The 14801-nt window shown below is 70.7% G+C and carries 11 protein-coding genes and 1 pseudogene; 6 read left to right on the plus strand and 6 right to left on the minus strand.

Going from position 1 to position 14801, the window contains the following annotated elements; genetic code table 11:
• Positions 1–150: 150 nt before the first annotated feature.
• Complete coding sequence (gene ileS / locus ACWDZ4_RS00005) at positions 151–3288, minus strand: isoleucine--tRNA ligase (protein ID WP_451506166.1); 3138 nt, start codon at positions 3286–3288, stop codon at positions 151–153.
• Between the two features lie 563 nt (positions 3289–3851).
• Here ileS and ACWDZ4_RS00010 point away from each other — a divergent pair.
• The 5 genes from ACWDZ4_RS00010 (at position 3852) to ACWDZ4_RS00030 (ending at position 8426) form a co-directional block, all read left to right on the plus strand.
• The gene (locus tag ACWDZ4_RS00010) at positions 3852–4595 is read left to right on the plus strand and encodes a TraR/DksA family transcriptional regulator (RefSeq protein WP_451506167.1); all 744 of its coding nucleotides are present in this window, start codon (positions 3852–3854) and stop codon (positions 4593–4595) included.
• Between the two features lie 111 nt (positions 4596–4706).
• Positions 4707–5303, plus strand: a complete 597-nt coding sequence (lspA, locus tag ACWDZ4_RS00015; protein ID WP_451506168.1) for a signal peptidase II — start codon at positions 4707–4709, stop codon at positions 5301–5303.
• A gap of 17 nt (positions 5304–5320) precedes the next feature.
• Complete coding sequence (locus tag ACWDZ4_RS00020; protein ID WP_451506169.1) at positions 5321–6262, plus strand: RluA family pseudouridine synthase; 942 nt, start codon at positions 5321–5323, stop codon at positions 6260–6262.
• A gap of 59 nt (positions 6263–6321) precedes the next feature.
• Positions 6322–6744: a GNAT family N-acetyltransferase gene (locus tag ACWDZ4_RS00025; protein ID WP_451506405.1), complete on the plus strand. Its 423-nt coding sequence runs from the start codon at positions 6322–6324 to the stop codon at positions 6742–6744.
• 95 nt (positions 6745–6839) lie between these two features.
• The gene (locus ACWDZ4_RS00030) at positions 6840–8426 is read left to right on the plus strand and encodes a Na+/H+ antiporter (RefSeq protein ID WP_451506170.1); all 1587 of its coding nucleotides are present in this window, start codon (positions 6840–6842) and stop codon (positions 8424–8426) included.
• 88 nt (positions 8427–8514) lie between these two features.
• On the opposite strand, the gene ACWDZ4_RS00035 is transcribed toward ACWDZ4_RS00030, so the two are convergent.
• Positions 8515–9606, minus strand: a complete 1092-nt coding sequence (locus ACWDZ4_RS00035; protein WP_451506406.1) for a mechanosensitive ion channel family protein — start codon at positions 9604–9606, stop codon at positions 8515–8517.
• Between the two features lie 30 nt (positions 9607–9636).
• Here ACWDZ4_RS00035 and ACWDZ4_RS00040 point away from each other — a divergent pair, with 30 nt between their 5' ends.
• The gene (locus ACWDZ4_RS00040) at positions 9637–10206 is read left to right on the plus strand and encodes a dienelactone hydrolase family protein (RefSeq protein WP_451506171.1); all 570 of its coding nucleotides are present in this window, start codon (positions 9637–9639) and stop codon (positions 10204–10206) included.
• Between the two features lie 23 nt (positions 10207–10229).
• Here ACWDZ4_RS00040 and ACWDZ4_RS00045 read toward each other — a convergent pair.
• From ACWDZ4_RS00045 to ACWDZ4_RS00060, 4 genes and pseudogenes are all read right to left on the minus strand, one after another.
• Positions 10230–10806, minus strand: a pseudogene (locus tag ACWDZ4_RS00045) (serine/threonine-protein kinase); the annotation flags it as partial.
• Positions 10807–10911: 105 nt separating this feature from the next.
• The gene (locus ACWDZ4_RS00050; RefSeq protein ID WP_451506172.1) at positions 10912–11916 is read right to left on the minus strand and encodes a zinc metalloprotease; all 1005 of its coding nucleotides are present in this window, start codon (positions 11914–11916) and stop codon (positions 10912–10914) included.
• A 284-nt stretch (positions 11917–12200) separates the two neighbouring features.
• Positions 12201–13880, minus strand: coding sequence for an alkaline phosphatase D family protein (locus ACWDZ4_RS00055; protein WP_451506173.1), 1680 nt, complete (start codon positions 13878–13880; stop codon positions 12201–12203).
• A gap of 85 nt (positions 13881–13965) precedes the next feature.
• Positions 13966–14781 (minus strand): DsbA family protein, encoded by an 816-nt coding sequence (locus ACWDZ4_RS00060; protein ID WP_451506174.1) that lies wholly within the window; start codon positions 14779–14781, stop codon positions 13966–13968.
• Between the last annotated feature and the right edge of the window lie 20 nt (positions 14782–14801).

Genomic DNA, 14801 nt, shown 5'->3' on the forward strand with positions numbered 1-14801 from the left:
GTCGTCCTCGAGCGCGACGGCACGAACGTCCAGCAGGACTCCGGCTGCGCCGCCGTCAGCGGCAGCTGGTACTCCGACCCGCCCGTCCGGGGACCGGGAAACGCGAAGGCCCGGCCGACGAGGTCGGCCGGGCCTTGCTGCCGCTGGGCGTTACGCCTCGGTCTTGCGGAGGCGGAACGTGAGGGACAGGCCCTCGTCGGTGAACGGGGCGCCGTACGTGGCGTCCGCCTCGGCGGCGGCGAAGTCCAGCGCCAGGACCTCGTCCGCGATGAGCGCCGCGTGCTCGGTGAGTGCCTCCGCCGTCTCGGGGGAGTCCGCCGACCAGCGCACGGCGATACGGTCCGCGACGTCCAGGCCGCTGTTCTTGCGGGCCTCCTGGATCAGGCGGATCGCGTCACGGGCCAGGCCCGCGCGGCGCAGTCCGGGGGTGATCTCCAGGTCCAGGGCGACCGTGGCGCCCGCGTCGGAGGCCACCGACCAGCCCTCGCGCGGGGTCTCGGTGATGATCACCTCGTCGGGGGAGAGGGACACCTCTTCGCCGTCCACCATGACTGTCGCCGTGCCCTCGCGCAGGGCCAGGGACAGAGCCGCCGCGTCCGCCTCCGCCACGGCCTTGGCCACCGCCTGCACGCCCTTGCCGAAGCGCTTGCCGAGGGCGCGGAAGTTCGCCTTGGCGGTCGTGTCGACGAGCGAGCCGCCCACCTCGGAGAGCGAGGCGAGGGAGGAGACGTTCAGCTCCTCGGTGATCTGGGCCTGGAGCTCGGGGGTGAGGGACTCGAAGCCGGAGGCCGCGACCAGGGCGCGGGACAGCGGCTGGCGGGTCTTGACGCCCGACTCGGCGCGCGTCGCGCGTCCCAGCTCGACCAGGCGGCGTACCAGCGCCATCTGCTGGGACAGCGCCGGATCGATCGAGGCCAGGTCGGGCTCGGGCCAGGTGGAGAGGTGGACCGACTCCGGGGCGTCCGGGGTGACCGGGACGATCATGTCCTGCCAGACCCGCTCGGTGATGAAGGGGGTCAGGGGGGCCATGAGGCGGGTGACCGTCTCGACCACGTCGTGCAGGGTGCGCAGCGCCGCCTTGTCGCCCTGCCAGAAGCGGCGGCGCGAGCGGCGTACGTACCAGTTCGAGAGGTCGTCGACGAAGGCGGACAGGAGCTTGCCGGCCCGCTGGGTGTCGTACGACTCCAGGGCCTGCGTGACCTGGTCGGTCAGCGCGTGGAGCTCGGACAGGAGCCAGCGGTCCAGCACCGGGCGGTCCGCGGGAGCTGGGTCCGAGGCCGAGGGGGCCCAGTTCGACGTACGGGCGTACAGGGCCTGGAAGGCGACCGTGTTCCAGTACGTGAGGAGGGTCTTGCGGACGACCTCCTGGATGGTGGTGTGGCCGACCCGGCGGGCCGCCCAGGGGGAGCCGCCGGCCGCCATGAACCAGCGGACCGCGTCGGCGCCGTGCTGGTCCATGAGCGGGATGGGCTGGAGGATGTTGCCCAGGTGCTTGGACATCTTCCGGCCGTCCTCGGCGAGGATGTGGCCCAGGCAGACCACGTTCTCGTACGACGACTTGTCGAAGACCAGCGTGCCGACGGCCATCAGCGTGTAGAACCAGCCGCGGGTCTGGTCGATGGCCTCCGAGATGAACTGCGCCGGGTAGCGCTTCTCGAAGAGCTCCTTGTTCTGGTACGGATAGCCCCACTGCGCGAACGGCATCGAGCCCGAGTCGTACCAGGCGTCGATGACCTCGGGGACGCGCGTCGCGGTCCGGTCGCAGGTCGGGCAGGGGAAGGTCACCGCGTCGATGTACGGGCGGTGCGGGTCCAGGGACGACTGGTCGGTGCCGGTGAGGTCGGAGAGCTCGGCGAGCGAGCCGACGCACGTCAGGTGGTCGTCCTCGCAGCGCCAGATGGGCAGCGGGGTGCCCCAGTAGCGGTTGCGGGACAGGGCCCAGTCGATGTTGTTGTTCAGCCAGTCGCCGAAGCGGCCCTGCTTCACCGACTCCGGGAACCAGTTGGTCTGCTCGTTCTCGCGCAGCAGCGCGTCCTTGACCGCGGTGGTCCTGATGTACCAGGACGGCTGCGCGTAGTAGAGGAGCGCGGTGTGGCAGCGCCAGCAGTGCGGGTAGCTGTGCTCGTACGGGGTGTGGCGGAAGAGCACTCCGCGCTCGTCCAGGTCGGCGGTGAGGGCCTCGTCGGCCTTCTTGAAGAACTGGCCGCCGACGAGGGCGAGTTCCGGCTCGAAGGTGCCGTCGGGCAGGACCGGGTTCACGACCGGGAGGCCGTACGCCCGGCAGGTCTTGAGGTCGTCCTCACCGAAGGCGGGGGCCTGGTGGACCAGACCCGTGCCGTCCTCGGTGGTGACGTAGTCGGCGTTGACGACGTAGTGCGCTTCGGAGGGGAACCCGACCAGCGCGAAGGGGCGCTCGTACGTCCAGCGCTCCATCTCGGCGCCGGTGAAGCTCCGGCCGGTGGCCTCCCAGCCCTCGCCGAGGGACTTCTCCAGGAGGGGCTGGGCCACGACCAGCTTCTCCTCGCCGTTCGTCGCCACGACGTAGGTGACGTCGGGGTGCGCGGCGACCGCCGTGTTGGAGACGAGGGTCCAGGGGGTCGTCGTCCAGATCAGCAGCGACGCCTCGCCCGCGAGCGGGCCCGAGGTCAGCGGGAAGCGGACGAAGACCGAGGGGTCGACGACCGTCTCGTACCCCTGCGCCAGTTCGTGGTCGGACAGGCCGGTGCCGCAGCGGGGGCACCAGGGGGCGACGCGGTGGTCCTGGACCAGCAGGCCCTTGGCGAAGATCTCCTTCAGCGACCACCAGACCGACTGGACGTACGACGGGTCCATGGTCCGGTACGCGTCGTCGAGGTCGACCCAGTAGCCCATGCGGTGCGTGAGCTCGGTGAAGGCGTCGGTGTGGCGGGTCACCGACTCGCGGCACTTCGCGTTGAACTCCGCGATGCCGTACTCCTCGATGTCCTTCTTGCCGTTGAAGCCCAGTTCCTTCTCGACGGCGAGCTCGACCGGCAGGCCGTGGCAGTCCCAGCCGGCCTTGCGGGCCACGTGGTAGCCGCGCATGGTGCGAAAGCGCGGGAAGACGTCCTTGAAGACGCGGGCCTCGATGTGGTGCGCGCCCGGCATGCCGTTGGCGGTGGGCGGGCCCTCGTAGAACACCCACTCGGGGCGTCCCTCGGACTGTTCGAGACTCTTCGAGAAGACCTTGTTCTCGCGCCAGAAATCGAGCACGGCGTGCTCGAGCGCGGGAAGGTCGACCTGGGCGGGCACCTGGCGGTACAGCGACATCGATTCCTCCGGCGGACTGTGGCTTCCGTCGGAGGGACGAGAGCGCTGGGCTCCCGCGGTACCACCCTCCTTGGCCCCGGGCGGCGCCCGTGACCCCCTCATTGGGGCAGCGATGCCGGTTCTACTGGCCTTGGACCCGTGGGCGGAGCCCACTGTTCAAAGCTTTCTTCCGGCGGCTCAGGGGTGATGCTTCACGTCGCGCTCACCACCGGGCTCACACCGTCCCCGGATCGCTCTTGGCTGCGTACGACGCTACTCGTCCCCGTCGTGGCCTTTCGCTGCGCCCAGTGTACGGGCCGCGGGGCCGGGCGGCCGCCCCGTTTTCGCGCGGCGCCGCAGTGCGTACCGCTCACCCGGACGGCCGGACGCGATCCCACGGAGTCCGTCCGCGTCCCCGGGGCGGATTACCGGGCGGAGAGCTGGGCACAACCGATGCAGGCCCGCCGCGTCCGACGCGCGGCCGTGCCGGCCGGCGGCGTGCCCCGTTGCCGCGGGGCTGGAGTCGACTTATCGTCCCAGAACGATTCGCGTGCAAAATCACAATATGTGAAGGGGCCGCGGCCATGGTGGCTAAGAAGACCGCCGTACAGGGCGCAGACGGGACCGGCACGGCGGAGAAGGACCCCGTCGTGGAGAAGACCGCTGCCGAGAAGGCTGCTGCCAAGAAGAAGACCGCCACGAAGAAGACCGCCGCGAAGAAGGCGGCGCCGGCCAAGAAGGCACCTGCCGAGAAGGCGGCTGCGAAGAGGGCCGCTCCTGCGGCCAAGGGGGCGGCTCAGGCCGCGGAAGAGACAGGAGCCAAGACGGTGGTTGCGAAAAAGGCTACGAGCAGGACCCCGGCCGCCAAGAAGACGGCCGCGGCCATGGCGACGGCGCTCCCCAAGTCCCGGACGGCAGCCCCGGCGGCCCCGGACGAGCTCGCGGTCAGGGCGGGGGAGGACCCGTGGACCCCGGACGAGGTCGCCGGGGCGCGGGCCCAGCTGGAGAAGGAGGTCTCCGACCTCAGGGCCGAGATCACCGCGTCGGAGGAGGCGGTGTCCGGACTGATGCGGGACTCCGGGGACGGCGCCGGCGACGACCAGGCCGACACCGGCACCAAGAACATCTCCCGGGAGTACGAGCTGGCCCTGGCTGCCAGTGCCCGCGAGCGCCTGGAACAGACCGAGCGGGCCCTGGAGCGGCTGGACGCCGGGACGTACGGGCTCTGCGAGGTCTGCGGCAAACCGATCGGCAAGGCGCGCATGCAGGCGTTCCCGCGCGCCACGCTGTGTGTGGAGGACAAGCAGAAGCAGGAGCGCCGCTACTGAGCCCGGACCGGGGCCGGGGCCGGAGCTCGCCGCCGAGTCCGTCACCGGGGCGGTCCGTACGTGTGTGCCGTACCCTCGTGCTCAGTCAGGCACCTAGGTTGAGGGACTCACGTGGCAGAGGCGGAGCGCGTCATCGGTATGCCGGATACCCCTGAGGCCGGGGGAGCCGAGCCGGAGCGGCCCTCCGACGCGGCGGCCCCGGGCGAGCAGCCGGTGGGCAGGGGCAAGCGGAAGATCGGCGTGCTGTTCACGGTGGCACTCGTGGCCTACCTGTTCGACCTGATCAGCAAGATGATCGTGGTGGCCAGGCTGGAGCACCACGAGCCGATCGAGGTCGTCGGTGATCTGCTGAGGTTCGAGGCGATCAGGAACGCGGGTGCCGCCTTCGGCATCGGCGAGGCCTTCACCGTCATCTTCACGGTCATCGCGGCCTCCGTGATCGTGGTCATCGCCCGGCTCGCGCGCAAGCTCTACAGCCTGCCCTGGGCCATCGCGCTGGGCCTGCTGCTCGGTGGTGCGCTCGGCAACCTCACCGACCGGATCTTCCGTTCGCCCGGCGTCTTCAAGGGCGCCGTGGTCGACTTCATCGCCCCGGCGAACTTCGCGGTCTTCAACCTCGCGGACTCCGCGATCGTGTGCGGCGGCATCCTCATTGTGATCCTGTCGTTCCGGGGGCTGGACCCCGACGGGACCGTTCACAAGGACTGACAAGGCATACTCGACGGGTGAGTACCATTCCCGAGTTCCGCACCCTGCCCGTTCCCGATGGCCTTGAGGGCGAGCGCGTCGACGCCGCCATCTCCCGGATGTTCGGGTTCTCCCGCACGAAGGCGGCCGAGCTTGCCGCCGCCGGGAAGGTTCAGGTCGACGGGTCGGTGGTCGGGAAGTCCGAGCGGGTCCGCGGCGGGGCCTGGCTCGAGGTGGAGATGCCGCCGGCCGCAGCCCCCGTACAGATCGTCGCCGAGCCCGTCGAGGGCATGGAGATCGTGCACGACGACGACGACGTCGTCGTGATCGCCAAGCCGGTCGGCGTCGCCGCCCACCCCAGCCCCGGCTGGACCGGCACCACCGTGATCGGCGGCCTCGCCGCCGCCGGGTACCGGATCTCGACGTCGGGCGCGGCCGAGCGGCAGGGCATCGTGCACCGCCTCGACGTGGGCACCTCGGGCCTCATGGTCGTGGCCAAGTCGGAGCGGGCGTACACGCTGCTCAAGGCGCAGTTCCGGGACCGGGTCGTCGAGAAGAAGTACCACGCGCTGGTCCAGGGCCACCCGGACCCGATGAGCGGCACCATCGACGCCCCGATCGGGCGCCACCCCAACCACGACTACAAGTGGGCCGTGACGGCCGAGGGCAAGCCCTCGGTCACGCACTACGACCTGATCGAGGCGTTCCGGGCCGCGTCCCTCCTCGACATCAAGCTGGAGACGGGCCGCACCCACCAGATCCGAGTGCACATGTCCGCCCACCGCCACCCGTGCGTGGGCGACCTGACCTACGGCGCCGACCCGACCCTGGGCAAGCGGCTCGGCCTGACGCGGCAGTGGCTGCACGCCGTGCGGCTCGGCTTCGAGCACCCGTCGGACGGGCAGTGGGTCGAGTTCCACAGCGAGTACCCCGCCGACCTGCAGAAGGCACTGGACGTGATCCGGGCCGAGAGCGAGTGAGCGGGCAGCCGGCGGGCGTGCCTTCGTACGTCGTCCGGATCGCGGAAGGGCCTGCCGGCATGGAGGCCTGTTTCGCCGTGCGCAAGCAGGTCTTCGTCGTCGAGCAGGAGGTGCCCGCCGACATCGAGTACGACGCGTACGACGCCGACGCGGTGCACGTCCTGGCGGTGACCGGCGACGGGCTGCCGCTGGGCACGGGGCGGCTGCTGTACGGCGCCGCCGCGGCCGCCAGGACCGGCGGGGACGCGACGGTCGGCTCCCTCGGCCGGCTGGCCGTGAGCCGGGAGGCGCGCGGATTCGGCGTCGGGGCGGCGCTGGTGCGGGCGATCGAGGACGCGGCCGTGGAGCGCGGTCTGAGCGCGGTGGACCTGCACGCGCAGACGCACGCGCTCGGCTTCTACGAGCGGCTCGGGTACGTCGCGTACGGACCCGAATTCCCGGACGCGGGGATCGCGCACCGGGCGATGCGGCGCGCGCTGTAGACCGCGCGCCGCAGGGGGACGTCCCGGCCGGGACGCGTCGCATGGCACGCTTGGAACCTTGATCGCCGAGGTTTCGAGCCGCCGGATGGTGCACCGTGGATCAGTTGGCCCTGCTGTTCGTGCTGTTGCTGGGGGCCGTCGTCACGGTGCCGCTGGGGGAGCGTCTGGGGCTGCCGGCGCCGGTACTGATGACGCTCGCCGGGATCGTCCTGGCGCTGCTGCCGTTCGTACCGAACGTCGAGATCCCGCCCGAGTACATCCTGCCGCTGGTCCTGCCGCCGCTGCTGTACGCCGCCGTGCAGCGGACCTCCTGGCGGCAGTTCACCGCGAACATCCGGCCCATCCTGCTGCTGGCGGTGGCGCTCGTCTTCGTCACGACCGCCGCGGTGGCCGCGGTCGCCCACGCCGTCGTCCCCGGGCTGCCGATCGCCGCGGCCATCGCGCTGGGCGCGCTCGTCGCCCCGCCCGACCCGGTCGCGGCGACCGCCGTCGCCGGGTCGCTCGGACTGCCGCGGCGGCTCGTGTCGATCCTGGAGGGCGAGGGGCTGTTCAACGACGTGACGGCCATCGTGCTCTACCACGTGGCGGTCGCGGCGGCGGTGAGCGGAACGTTCTCCTGGCCGACGGCGGTCGGGGAGCTCTTCCTGTCCGCGCTCGTCGCCGTCGTCGTCGGATTCGGGCTGGGCTGGGTCACCGACAAGCTGATGGACTTCCTCGGCGACACGACCCTCCAGATCAGCCTCACGCTGCTGGCGCCCTTCGTCGCCTATGTGCTGGCGGAGGAGTTCAAGGGGTCCGGCGTGCTCGCCGTGCTCGTCATCGCGCTGTACCTCGCGGAGCACGCCGTCGACGCCGACGACGTACTCGGCCGCCTCGCCGGACAGACCTTCTGGCAGATCGTCGACACCCTGGTCACCGGTGTCGCCTTCGGGCTGATCGGCCTTGAGCTGCACAACGTCTTCGGCACGGCCGACGGCCGCCTGGGCGAGATGCTCGGCTGGGGCGCCGCGATCGTCGGGGTCGTCGTCGGCGTACGGCTGGTGTGGCTGCTGCCCGCGACCTGGCTGGCCAAGCGGCTGCACACACTGCGGGACTACGACGAGGACATCCCGGTCAGCTGGCGCGAGACCGTCGTCATGTGGTGGTCGGGAATGCGGGGGGTGGCGTCGGTCGCGCTGGCGCTGGCCATTCCGATCCGGACGGGCGACGGCTCGCCGTTCCCGGCCCGGGACGAGATCGTGTTCGTCGCGTTCTCCGTCATCATGGCCACCCTCCTCGTCCAGGGACTCACCCTGCCGTGGCTGGTGCGCAGGCTCGGCGTACGCGCGGACACGGGAGCGGAGCGCGAGCTCGAGCACGACCTGGCGGTACGGGCGGCGAAGGCGGCCAAGCGCAGGCTCAGGGAGATCCAGGAGGTCGAGGACCTGCCGGACGACGTCCTGGACCGGCTGCAGCGGGGCGCGTTCGACATCGGGGCCAGGATCAGCCCCGAGATCGTGGACGACGAGCGGCGCGAGGCGTCCGCGCAGCGCGTCGAGCGGATCAAGTCGGTGCACCGGATCCAGCGGGAGATGATGTCGGCCGCCCGCCACGAGGTGCTGTCCGCGCGCAACGAACCCGGGGCGGATCCGGAAGTGGTCGACCGGGTGCTGCACCACTTGGACGTGCGCGGCCTCAAGTAGGGCGGGGAAGTCCGCCCCGGTGGAAGTCCGCCCCCGGTGGAAGTCCGCCCCCGGCCGCCGCGATCGCCGGACGGGCCCGGCCCGTGGCCTATCCCCGTCCGGTGCGCGGCTTCTCGTCCGTGAGCGCCGGCTTGCCGTTCGGTGGCTCGGCGGCCGGTGCGGTGGCGATGCGCGGGAGGGCGTACGGATGCTTCTCGCTCAGCCAGCCGATCAGCTGCTCGCGCACGGTGCACCGCACCGTCCAGACGTCGTCCGCGTCCTTGGCGGTGACCACCGCCCGTACCACCATGGTGTTCGGCGTCGTGTCGGTGACGGCCAGGCTCCAGTCGCGGCCGTCCCACGCCTTGCAGGTGCCGAGGATCTCCCGGAGCTTCTCCCGCATCAGGTCCACCGGCGTGCTGTGGTCCAGGTGGAAGAAGACCGTGCCGGTCATCTGGGCCCCGCCGCGCGACCAGTTCTCGAACGGCTTGCTGGTGAAGTACGACACCGGCATGGTGATCCGGCGCTCGTCCCAGGTCCGTACGGCGAGGAAGGTGAGTGTGACCTCCTCCACCACGCCCCACTCGCCGTCCACGACCACCGTGTCCCCTATGCGCACCATGTCGCCGAAGGCGATCTGGAAGCCGGCGAAGAGGTTGCCGAGGGTCGACTGGGCCGCGACACCGGCGACGATGCCTATGATTCCGGCCGAGGCGAGCATCGACGTGCCGATCGTCTTCATGCCGGGGAAGGTCATCAGCATCGCGCCGACGGCCACCACGACCACGACCGCGGTCACGATCCGCATGATCAGCGTCACCTGCGTACGGACTCGCCGTACGCGGGCCGGATCGCGCGTGGTGGACGCGTAGCGGGCGTACGACGACTCGACTATGGCGGAGGCGATCCGGATCACCAGCCAGGCACCGGCACCGATCAGCACGAGGGAGAGCACCTGGCCGATGCCGGCCCTGTGGTCCTGGACGATGTCCAGGCGGGTCTTCCCGTACGCCCCCCTCAGGACGGCGGCCAGGATCAGGACCTGCAGCGGCACACGGCAGCGGCGCAGCAGGCCCCACAGCGGGGTCTCGTGGTGACGGGCGTCGGTGCGGCGCAGCAGCAGGTCGGCGGCCCAGCCGACGACCAGTGTGAGCACGACCGAGCCACCGATGACGATCAGCGGGCGCAGTACGGTCTCCATGACTCCGAAGCTCAGTGGGAGGATGGCGGAATGGACATCATTCTTTTCCATTCCGTCTACGGTCTGCGCCCGGCGGTGCACGCCGCAGCAGAGCGACTTCGTGCCGCCGGGCACCAGGTGCACGTGCCCGACCTCTTCGAGGGCCAAACCGCCGAGACCGTGGAGGAGGGGATGGCGGTCAAGGACGGCATCGGCCGGGACGAGCTGCTGCGGCGCGCCGTCCTCGCCGCTGCCCCGCACTCCGAGAAGGGGCTGGTGTACGCCGGTTTCTCCTTCGGCGGGTCCGTCGCGCAGAACCTGGCGCTCGGCGACGAGAAGGCCCGTGGTCTGCTGCTCCTGCACGGAACCTCGGACATCGCGGACGACGCGTCGGCGCCCGGCCTGCCCGTGCAGCTGCATGTCGCGGACCCGGACCCGTTCGAGTCGGACGACTGGCTGAACGCCTGGTACCTGCGGATGCGACGGGTCGGCGCGGATGTGGAGATCTACCGCTATCCCGGGGCCGGGCACCTCTACACCGACCCGGATCTGCCGGACTACGACGCGGCGGCCGCCCAGCAGACGTGGAAGGTCGCGGCCGGGTTCCTGGCGACGCTCTAGCGGTTTGGCGGTTTGGCGGCTTCAGGACCGAGCGGACCCGCCTGCCGGGGCGGCGGAACCGGGTCGTCGAGCACGGCCGCCAGTGTGGCGGGGATGCTGGCGCGGCGCATCGGGCTCACGCCCTCCACGCACACGTGCAGCGTCATGCCGAGCGACCAGAAGCCGGACGCCGGGAGGTCGCCGGAGCCGCGGATGCGCTCGGGCGCCGTGTACTCGGGAGAGCCGATCGCCTCGCCGGCCATGGTCAGGGCCGTGGGTCCCTGGACGGCGGCGATGCCGAAGGCGCTGAGCACCGCGTCGCCGTCGGCCCGCAGCAGGACGCCGGCCGGTTTCACGTCCCGGTGGTGGACGCCGGCCGCGTGGGCGGCGCGCAGGGCGAGAGCACTTCGCGGCCGGTGCGCACCGCCTCCCGGGGTGGCAGGGGGCCCTGCTCCGGGTGGTGCCGGAGGGTGCGGCCGGCAGGAGCTCCCTCACGAGCCAGGGGTGCGGTTCTTCGTCGATGATGTGATGGATCGTCACCACGCGGGGGTGGTTGATCCCGGCCGGCGCTCCGGCCTCGCGCAGCACCCGCTCCCGCAGGACGCGCGAGGCCTCGGCGTCACCGGCCGCCGACGGGCCGCTCCGACAGCTCGAAACGCCCGTCGACGATGTCCCTGATGCCCCGGCCCGTTCATGGCGTCAGGGTGGAGGACCGTCCGGCCGGCGTCAGCCGGCGCGGTAGGCAGTCCAGTTGTCGGTCATCCGCGCGCTCTGGCCGGCGGTGAACTGGTACATGCAGTTGTCGTACGTGTAGTCCATGAAGTTGTGGACGGGGTCGACGCCGGTCTTGCTGGCGCAGGAGTCGCGGCCGGTCGGGCACTGGTACGCCGCGCTCTTCTCGGCCGGGGTGTCGGTCACGTAGTCGCCGTTGCCGTTGCAGCCGCCCTGGAAGGTGTGGTAGAGCCCCATCCAGTGGCCGACCTCGTGGGTGGCGGTGTCGCCCTCGTTGTAGTTGGCGGCGCTGCCGCCCGGGAGCGAGCTGTCGAGGACGACGACGCCGTCCATCGTCGGGTTGGACCTGTACGAGCTCGGGAAGGTCGCCCAGCCGAGCAGACCGTCGCTGAGGTTGGCGGTGTAGAAGTTGAGCGTGCCCGCGCCGCCCTTGCGCAGGGCCGCCTTCATCTCCTTCTCGGCGGTCGAACCGGACGCCAGGTTGTACCAGGAGGCGTTGTCCGTGTAGTCCGTACCGGCCAGCGTGAACTGGAAGTTGGAGTTGACGTTGCCGGTGCCCTGGCCCCCGAAGGCCGAGTTGAGGACCGCCATCTGGTTGTTGATGTCGGTCGCCGTGAGCTTGCCGGCGGCGCCGCTGTGCACGACGTGGAAGTACACCGGGACGGTGGTCACGGCGGTGGCGGAGAAGCCCCGGGCGGCGCTGCCCGACGTACGCAGCTTGTCGAGTCTCTTGCGCAGGTCCGCGTCCATGGCCTTGGCCTTGGCCTCGGTCACCTCGTTGGGCTCGTGGGCGTGCGGATCGCCGGAGGGGCGGGCCTCGCGGGCGGCGCTCGTGTGGGGCTCCTCGACGCACTTCTCGGCGGCGGTCTTGGCGGGGGCCTTGGCGACGGCGGTCCCGGCGGGTGCGGAAAGAGTGGACAGGGCCAGGGTTCCGGCCATCACCGCCGTGCCGATGAACCGCTTGCGCAGAAGGGGGGATATACGAGCAAGAGCACGCACGTTGACTCCTCGCGGGGGTGGGCGGGGGTGGGTTCCCCGCCGCTGCCCGGAGGTTATGTGTGCATGTCAGATCTTGATGAGGATCGATCAAGCCCAATCAATCCTCGGGCCAATTGGGACATCAGGGCGAAAGCTTCCGGCCTGGTCCAGACTTTGAGATGCGCGGGTAAGCCCTGCGGCTACCAAGGCGGGTGGTGTGTCCGCATTCGGACGGCGGATTTACACCACCCGCTCCCTGGCGTGATCTGCCCGTAACAGGCCGCACGATGGCTGGAATTCGACGGTCAGAGGACCGGCTGGTTCACCCGCTCGACCTTCTGCGTTCCGCTGAGCGTGCGGTACGAGCGTGTCCACCGCGCCGTCGCGTCCTGCCGTGTCTTGTCGGAGACGACGTAGTAGTCCATCTGCGAGCGCTCGTCCGTGACGTCGAGGACGCCGTAACCGTGGGAATCCATGTCCAGCCACTTCACATGGCGGTTGGCGGCCCTGACCGCCGTGGCCGCGACCAGCGAGACGGTCTGCGGCGCCACGTGCAGGATGTCGTCGAGGTTGTCCGAGGAGACCGAGGTGACCACGAACTCGGTCGCCGCCGACTGCGACAGCGGATACGTCGCCGCCCTGACCGGCACGTCGTTGGCCCACGCCATGTGGATGTCGCCGGTCAGGAAGACCGTGTTCCCGATCGCCCGGTCCCTGAGGTGGGCGATCAGCTCCTTGCGGTCGTCGGTGTAGCCGTCCCACTGGTCGACGTTGACCGCGAGACCCTCCTCGGGCAGACCGAGCAGACCGGCCAGCGGCGCGAGCAGATAGGCCGGTACGGAGCCGAAGGCCACCGGGGAGATCATCACCGACGTACCGACCAGCTTCCAGACGGCATCGGAGGAGGCGAGCCCCGTCTTGAGCCAGTCCAGCTGGGCGCGGCCCGTCACCGTGCGCTCCGGGGCGTCCACCGCGCCGCTGCCGGTGCTCGCCTGCCGGGAGCGGAACGACCTCAGGTCGAGCAGGTGCAGATCGGCCAGCCTGCCGAAGCGCAGCCGGCGGTAGACGGTGCCCTCGGTGGAGGCGCGGACCGGCATCCACTCGAAGTACGCCTGCTTGGCGGCCGCCACCCGCGCGGCCCATTCACCCTCCGCGCCCGGCGTGTGGTTCTCCGCGCCGCCCGACCAGGCGTCGTTGGCGAACTCGTGGTCGTCCCAGATGGCTATGACCGGGTGTGCGGCGTGCAGGGCCTGGAGGTCGGTGTCGGTCCTGTAGTTGCCGTGCCGGGTGCGGTAGTCGGCGAGGGTGACGGTCTCGTGGGCCGGTTCGTGCTGCCGCACGACGTACGGGGGCGCCGGATAGCCGCCGGTGGCGTACTCGTAGAGGTAGTCGCCGAGATGGAGGACCGCGTCCAGGTCGGCGCGGGCGGCGAGATGCCGGTACGCCGCGAAGTAACCCGACTCCCAGTTGGCGCAGGAGACCACGCCGAAGCGCACGCCGGGCGGGGCGGCGTCGGCGGCGGGGGCGGTCCTGGTGCGGGCGGCGGGGGACACCGCGCCGCCCGCGGTGAAGCGGAAGTAATAGACGGTGGCCCGGCGCAAGCCCCTGACGTCGACCTTGACGGTGTGGTCGGTCGCCGCCCCGGCGGTCGTCGTGCCCCGGGCGACGACCGCCGAGAACCCCTTGTCCTCGGCCACTTCCCACCGCACCACCACATCGGGGCCCCTGCCGGAGCCCGGCGTGGCCTCGGGGGAGGGGGTCACCCGGGTCCACAGCAGTACGCCGTCGGGCAGCGGGTCGCCGGAGGCGACTCCGTGGAGGAACGCGGGGCTCTGTACGTCAGCGGGGGCAGCGGCAGTGGTGGCGGCTGACGCACTGGTACCGGCGACGGCAGGGGAAGCGGCGACAGGGGCGGCGACGGCGGTGGCGGCAGCGGCCCTGACGAGCGCACGGCGGCTGGGAGATGAAGCGAATCGACTGGTCACAGCCGTACATTACTGATCAGTACAGATCAAGGGTGGGCAAACGTAAGAACGTTCGCCCACCCTTGGGTGAAGTGCCGTGCGGCGGCTATGCCTTGAGGGCCTTGTCGATCGCGGTCTTGAACTCCTCCGGCGACATGGGCGTGCTCTGGCCGTCCGACCCGGTGACCTTCTTGCCGTCCATCTTGAGCGTCGGGGTGCCCTGCACGCCGCTCTTGTCGAAGACGGCCGACATCTTCAGCGCCCAGGCGTCGAAGGTGCCGTCCTGCACGTTCCGCTGGAACTCCTTGTTGCCCTTGAGGGCGTCCACCTCGTCGGCCACCTTGATCAGGTAGTCGTCCTCGGCGAACTTGTCGTCCTGCTCCGCCGGGTGGTTCTTCTGGGAGTAGAGCGCGCCCTTGTACTCCAGGAACGCCTCGGGGCTGACGTCGAGCGCGGCGCCCAGTGCGCTCAGCGCGTTCTTCGAGCCCTCGCCGTTGTCGGTGTTGTCGAGGAAGGTGGCGCCGACGTACTTGAGCCTGTACTTGCCGGCGGCGACGTCCTTCTCGATCGTCTCGCCGTTCGCCTGCTCGAAGGTCGCGCAGATCGGGCAGCGCGCGTCCTCGTACAGCTCCAGGGTCTTCTCGGCGTCCTTCTTGCCGACGACGACGCCGGTGCCGTCCTTGCCCTCGGTGTTCGCGGGCGCGGTGACCTGCTTCTCGTTCTTGGCGGCCTCCCACTGCGAGGGCTTGTTCGCCTGCATGACGGCGTAACTGATGCCGCCGGCGATCGCGAGGACGCCGACGATGGAAAGGGCGACGATCAGCTGACGGCGCGTCCTGTCCTTCTTGGCCTGGCGCTCGCGCTCGGCGCGCAGTCGCTCGCGGGCCGCCGCCTTGTTGGCCTGGTGGTTGCGTGCACTCATGGTCGTGTTCTCCGTAGGGA

This window comes from Streptomyces sp. NPDC003016 (assembly GCF_053591455.1).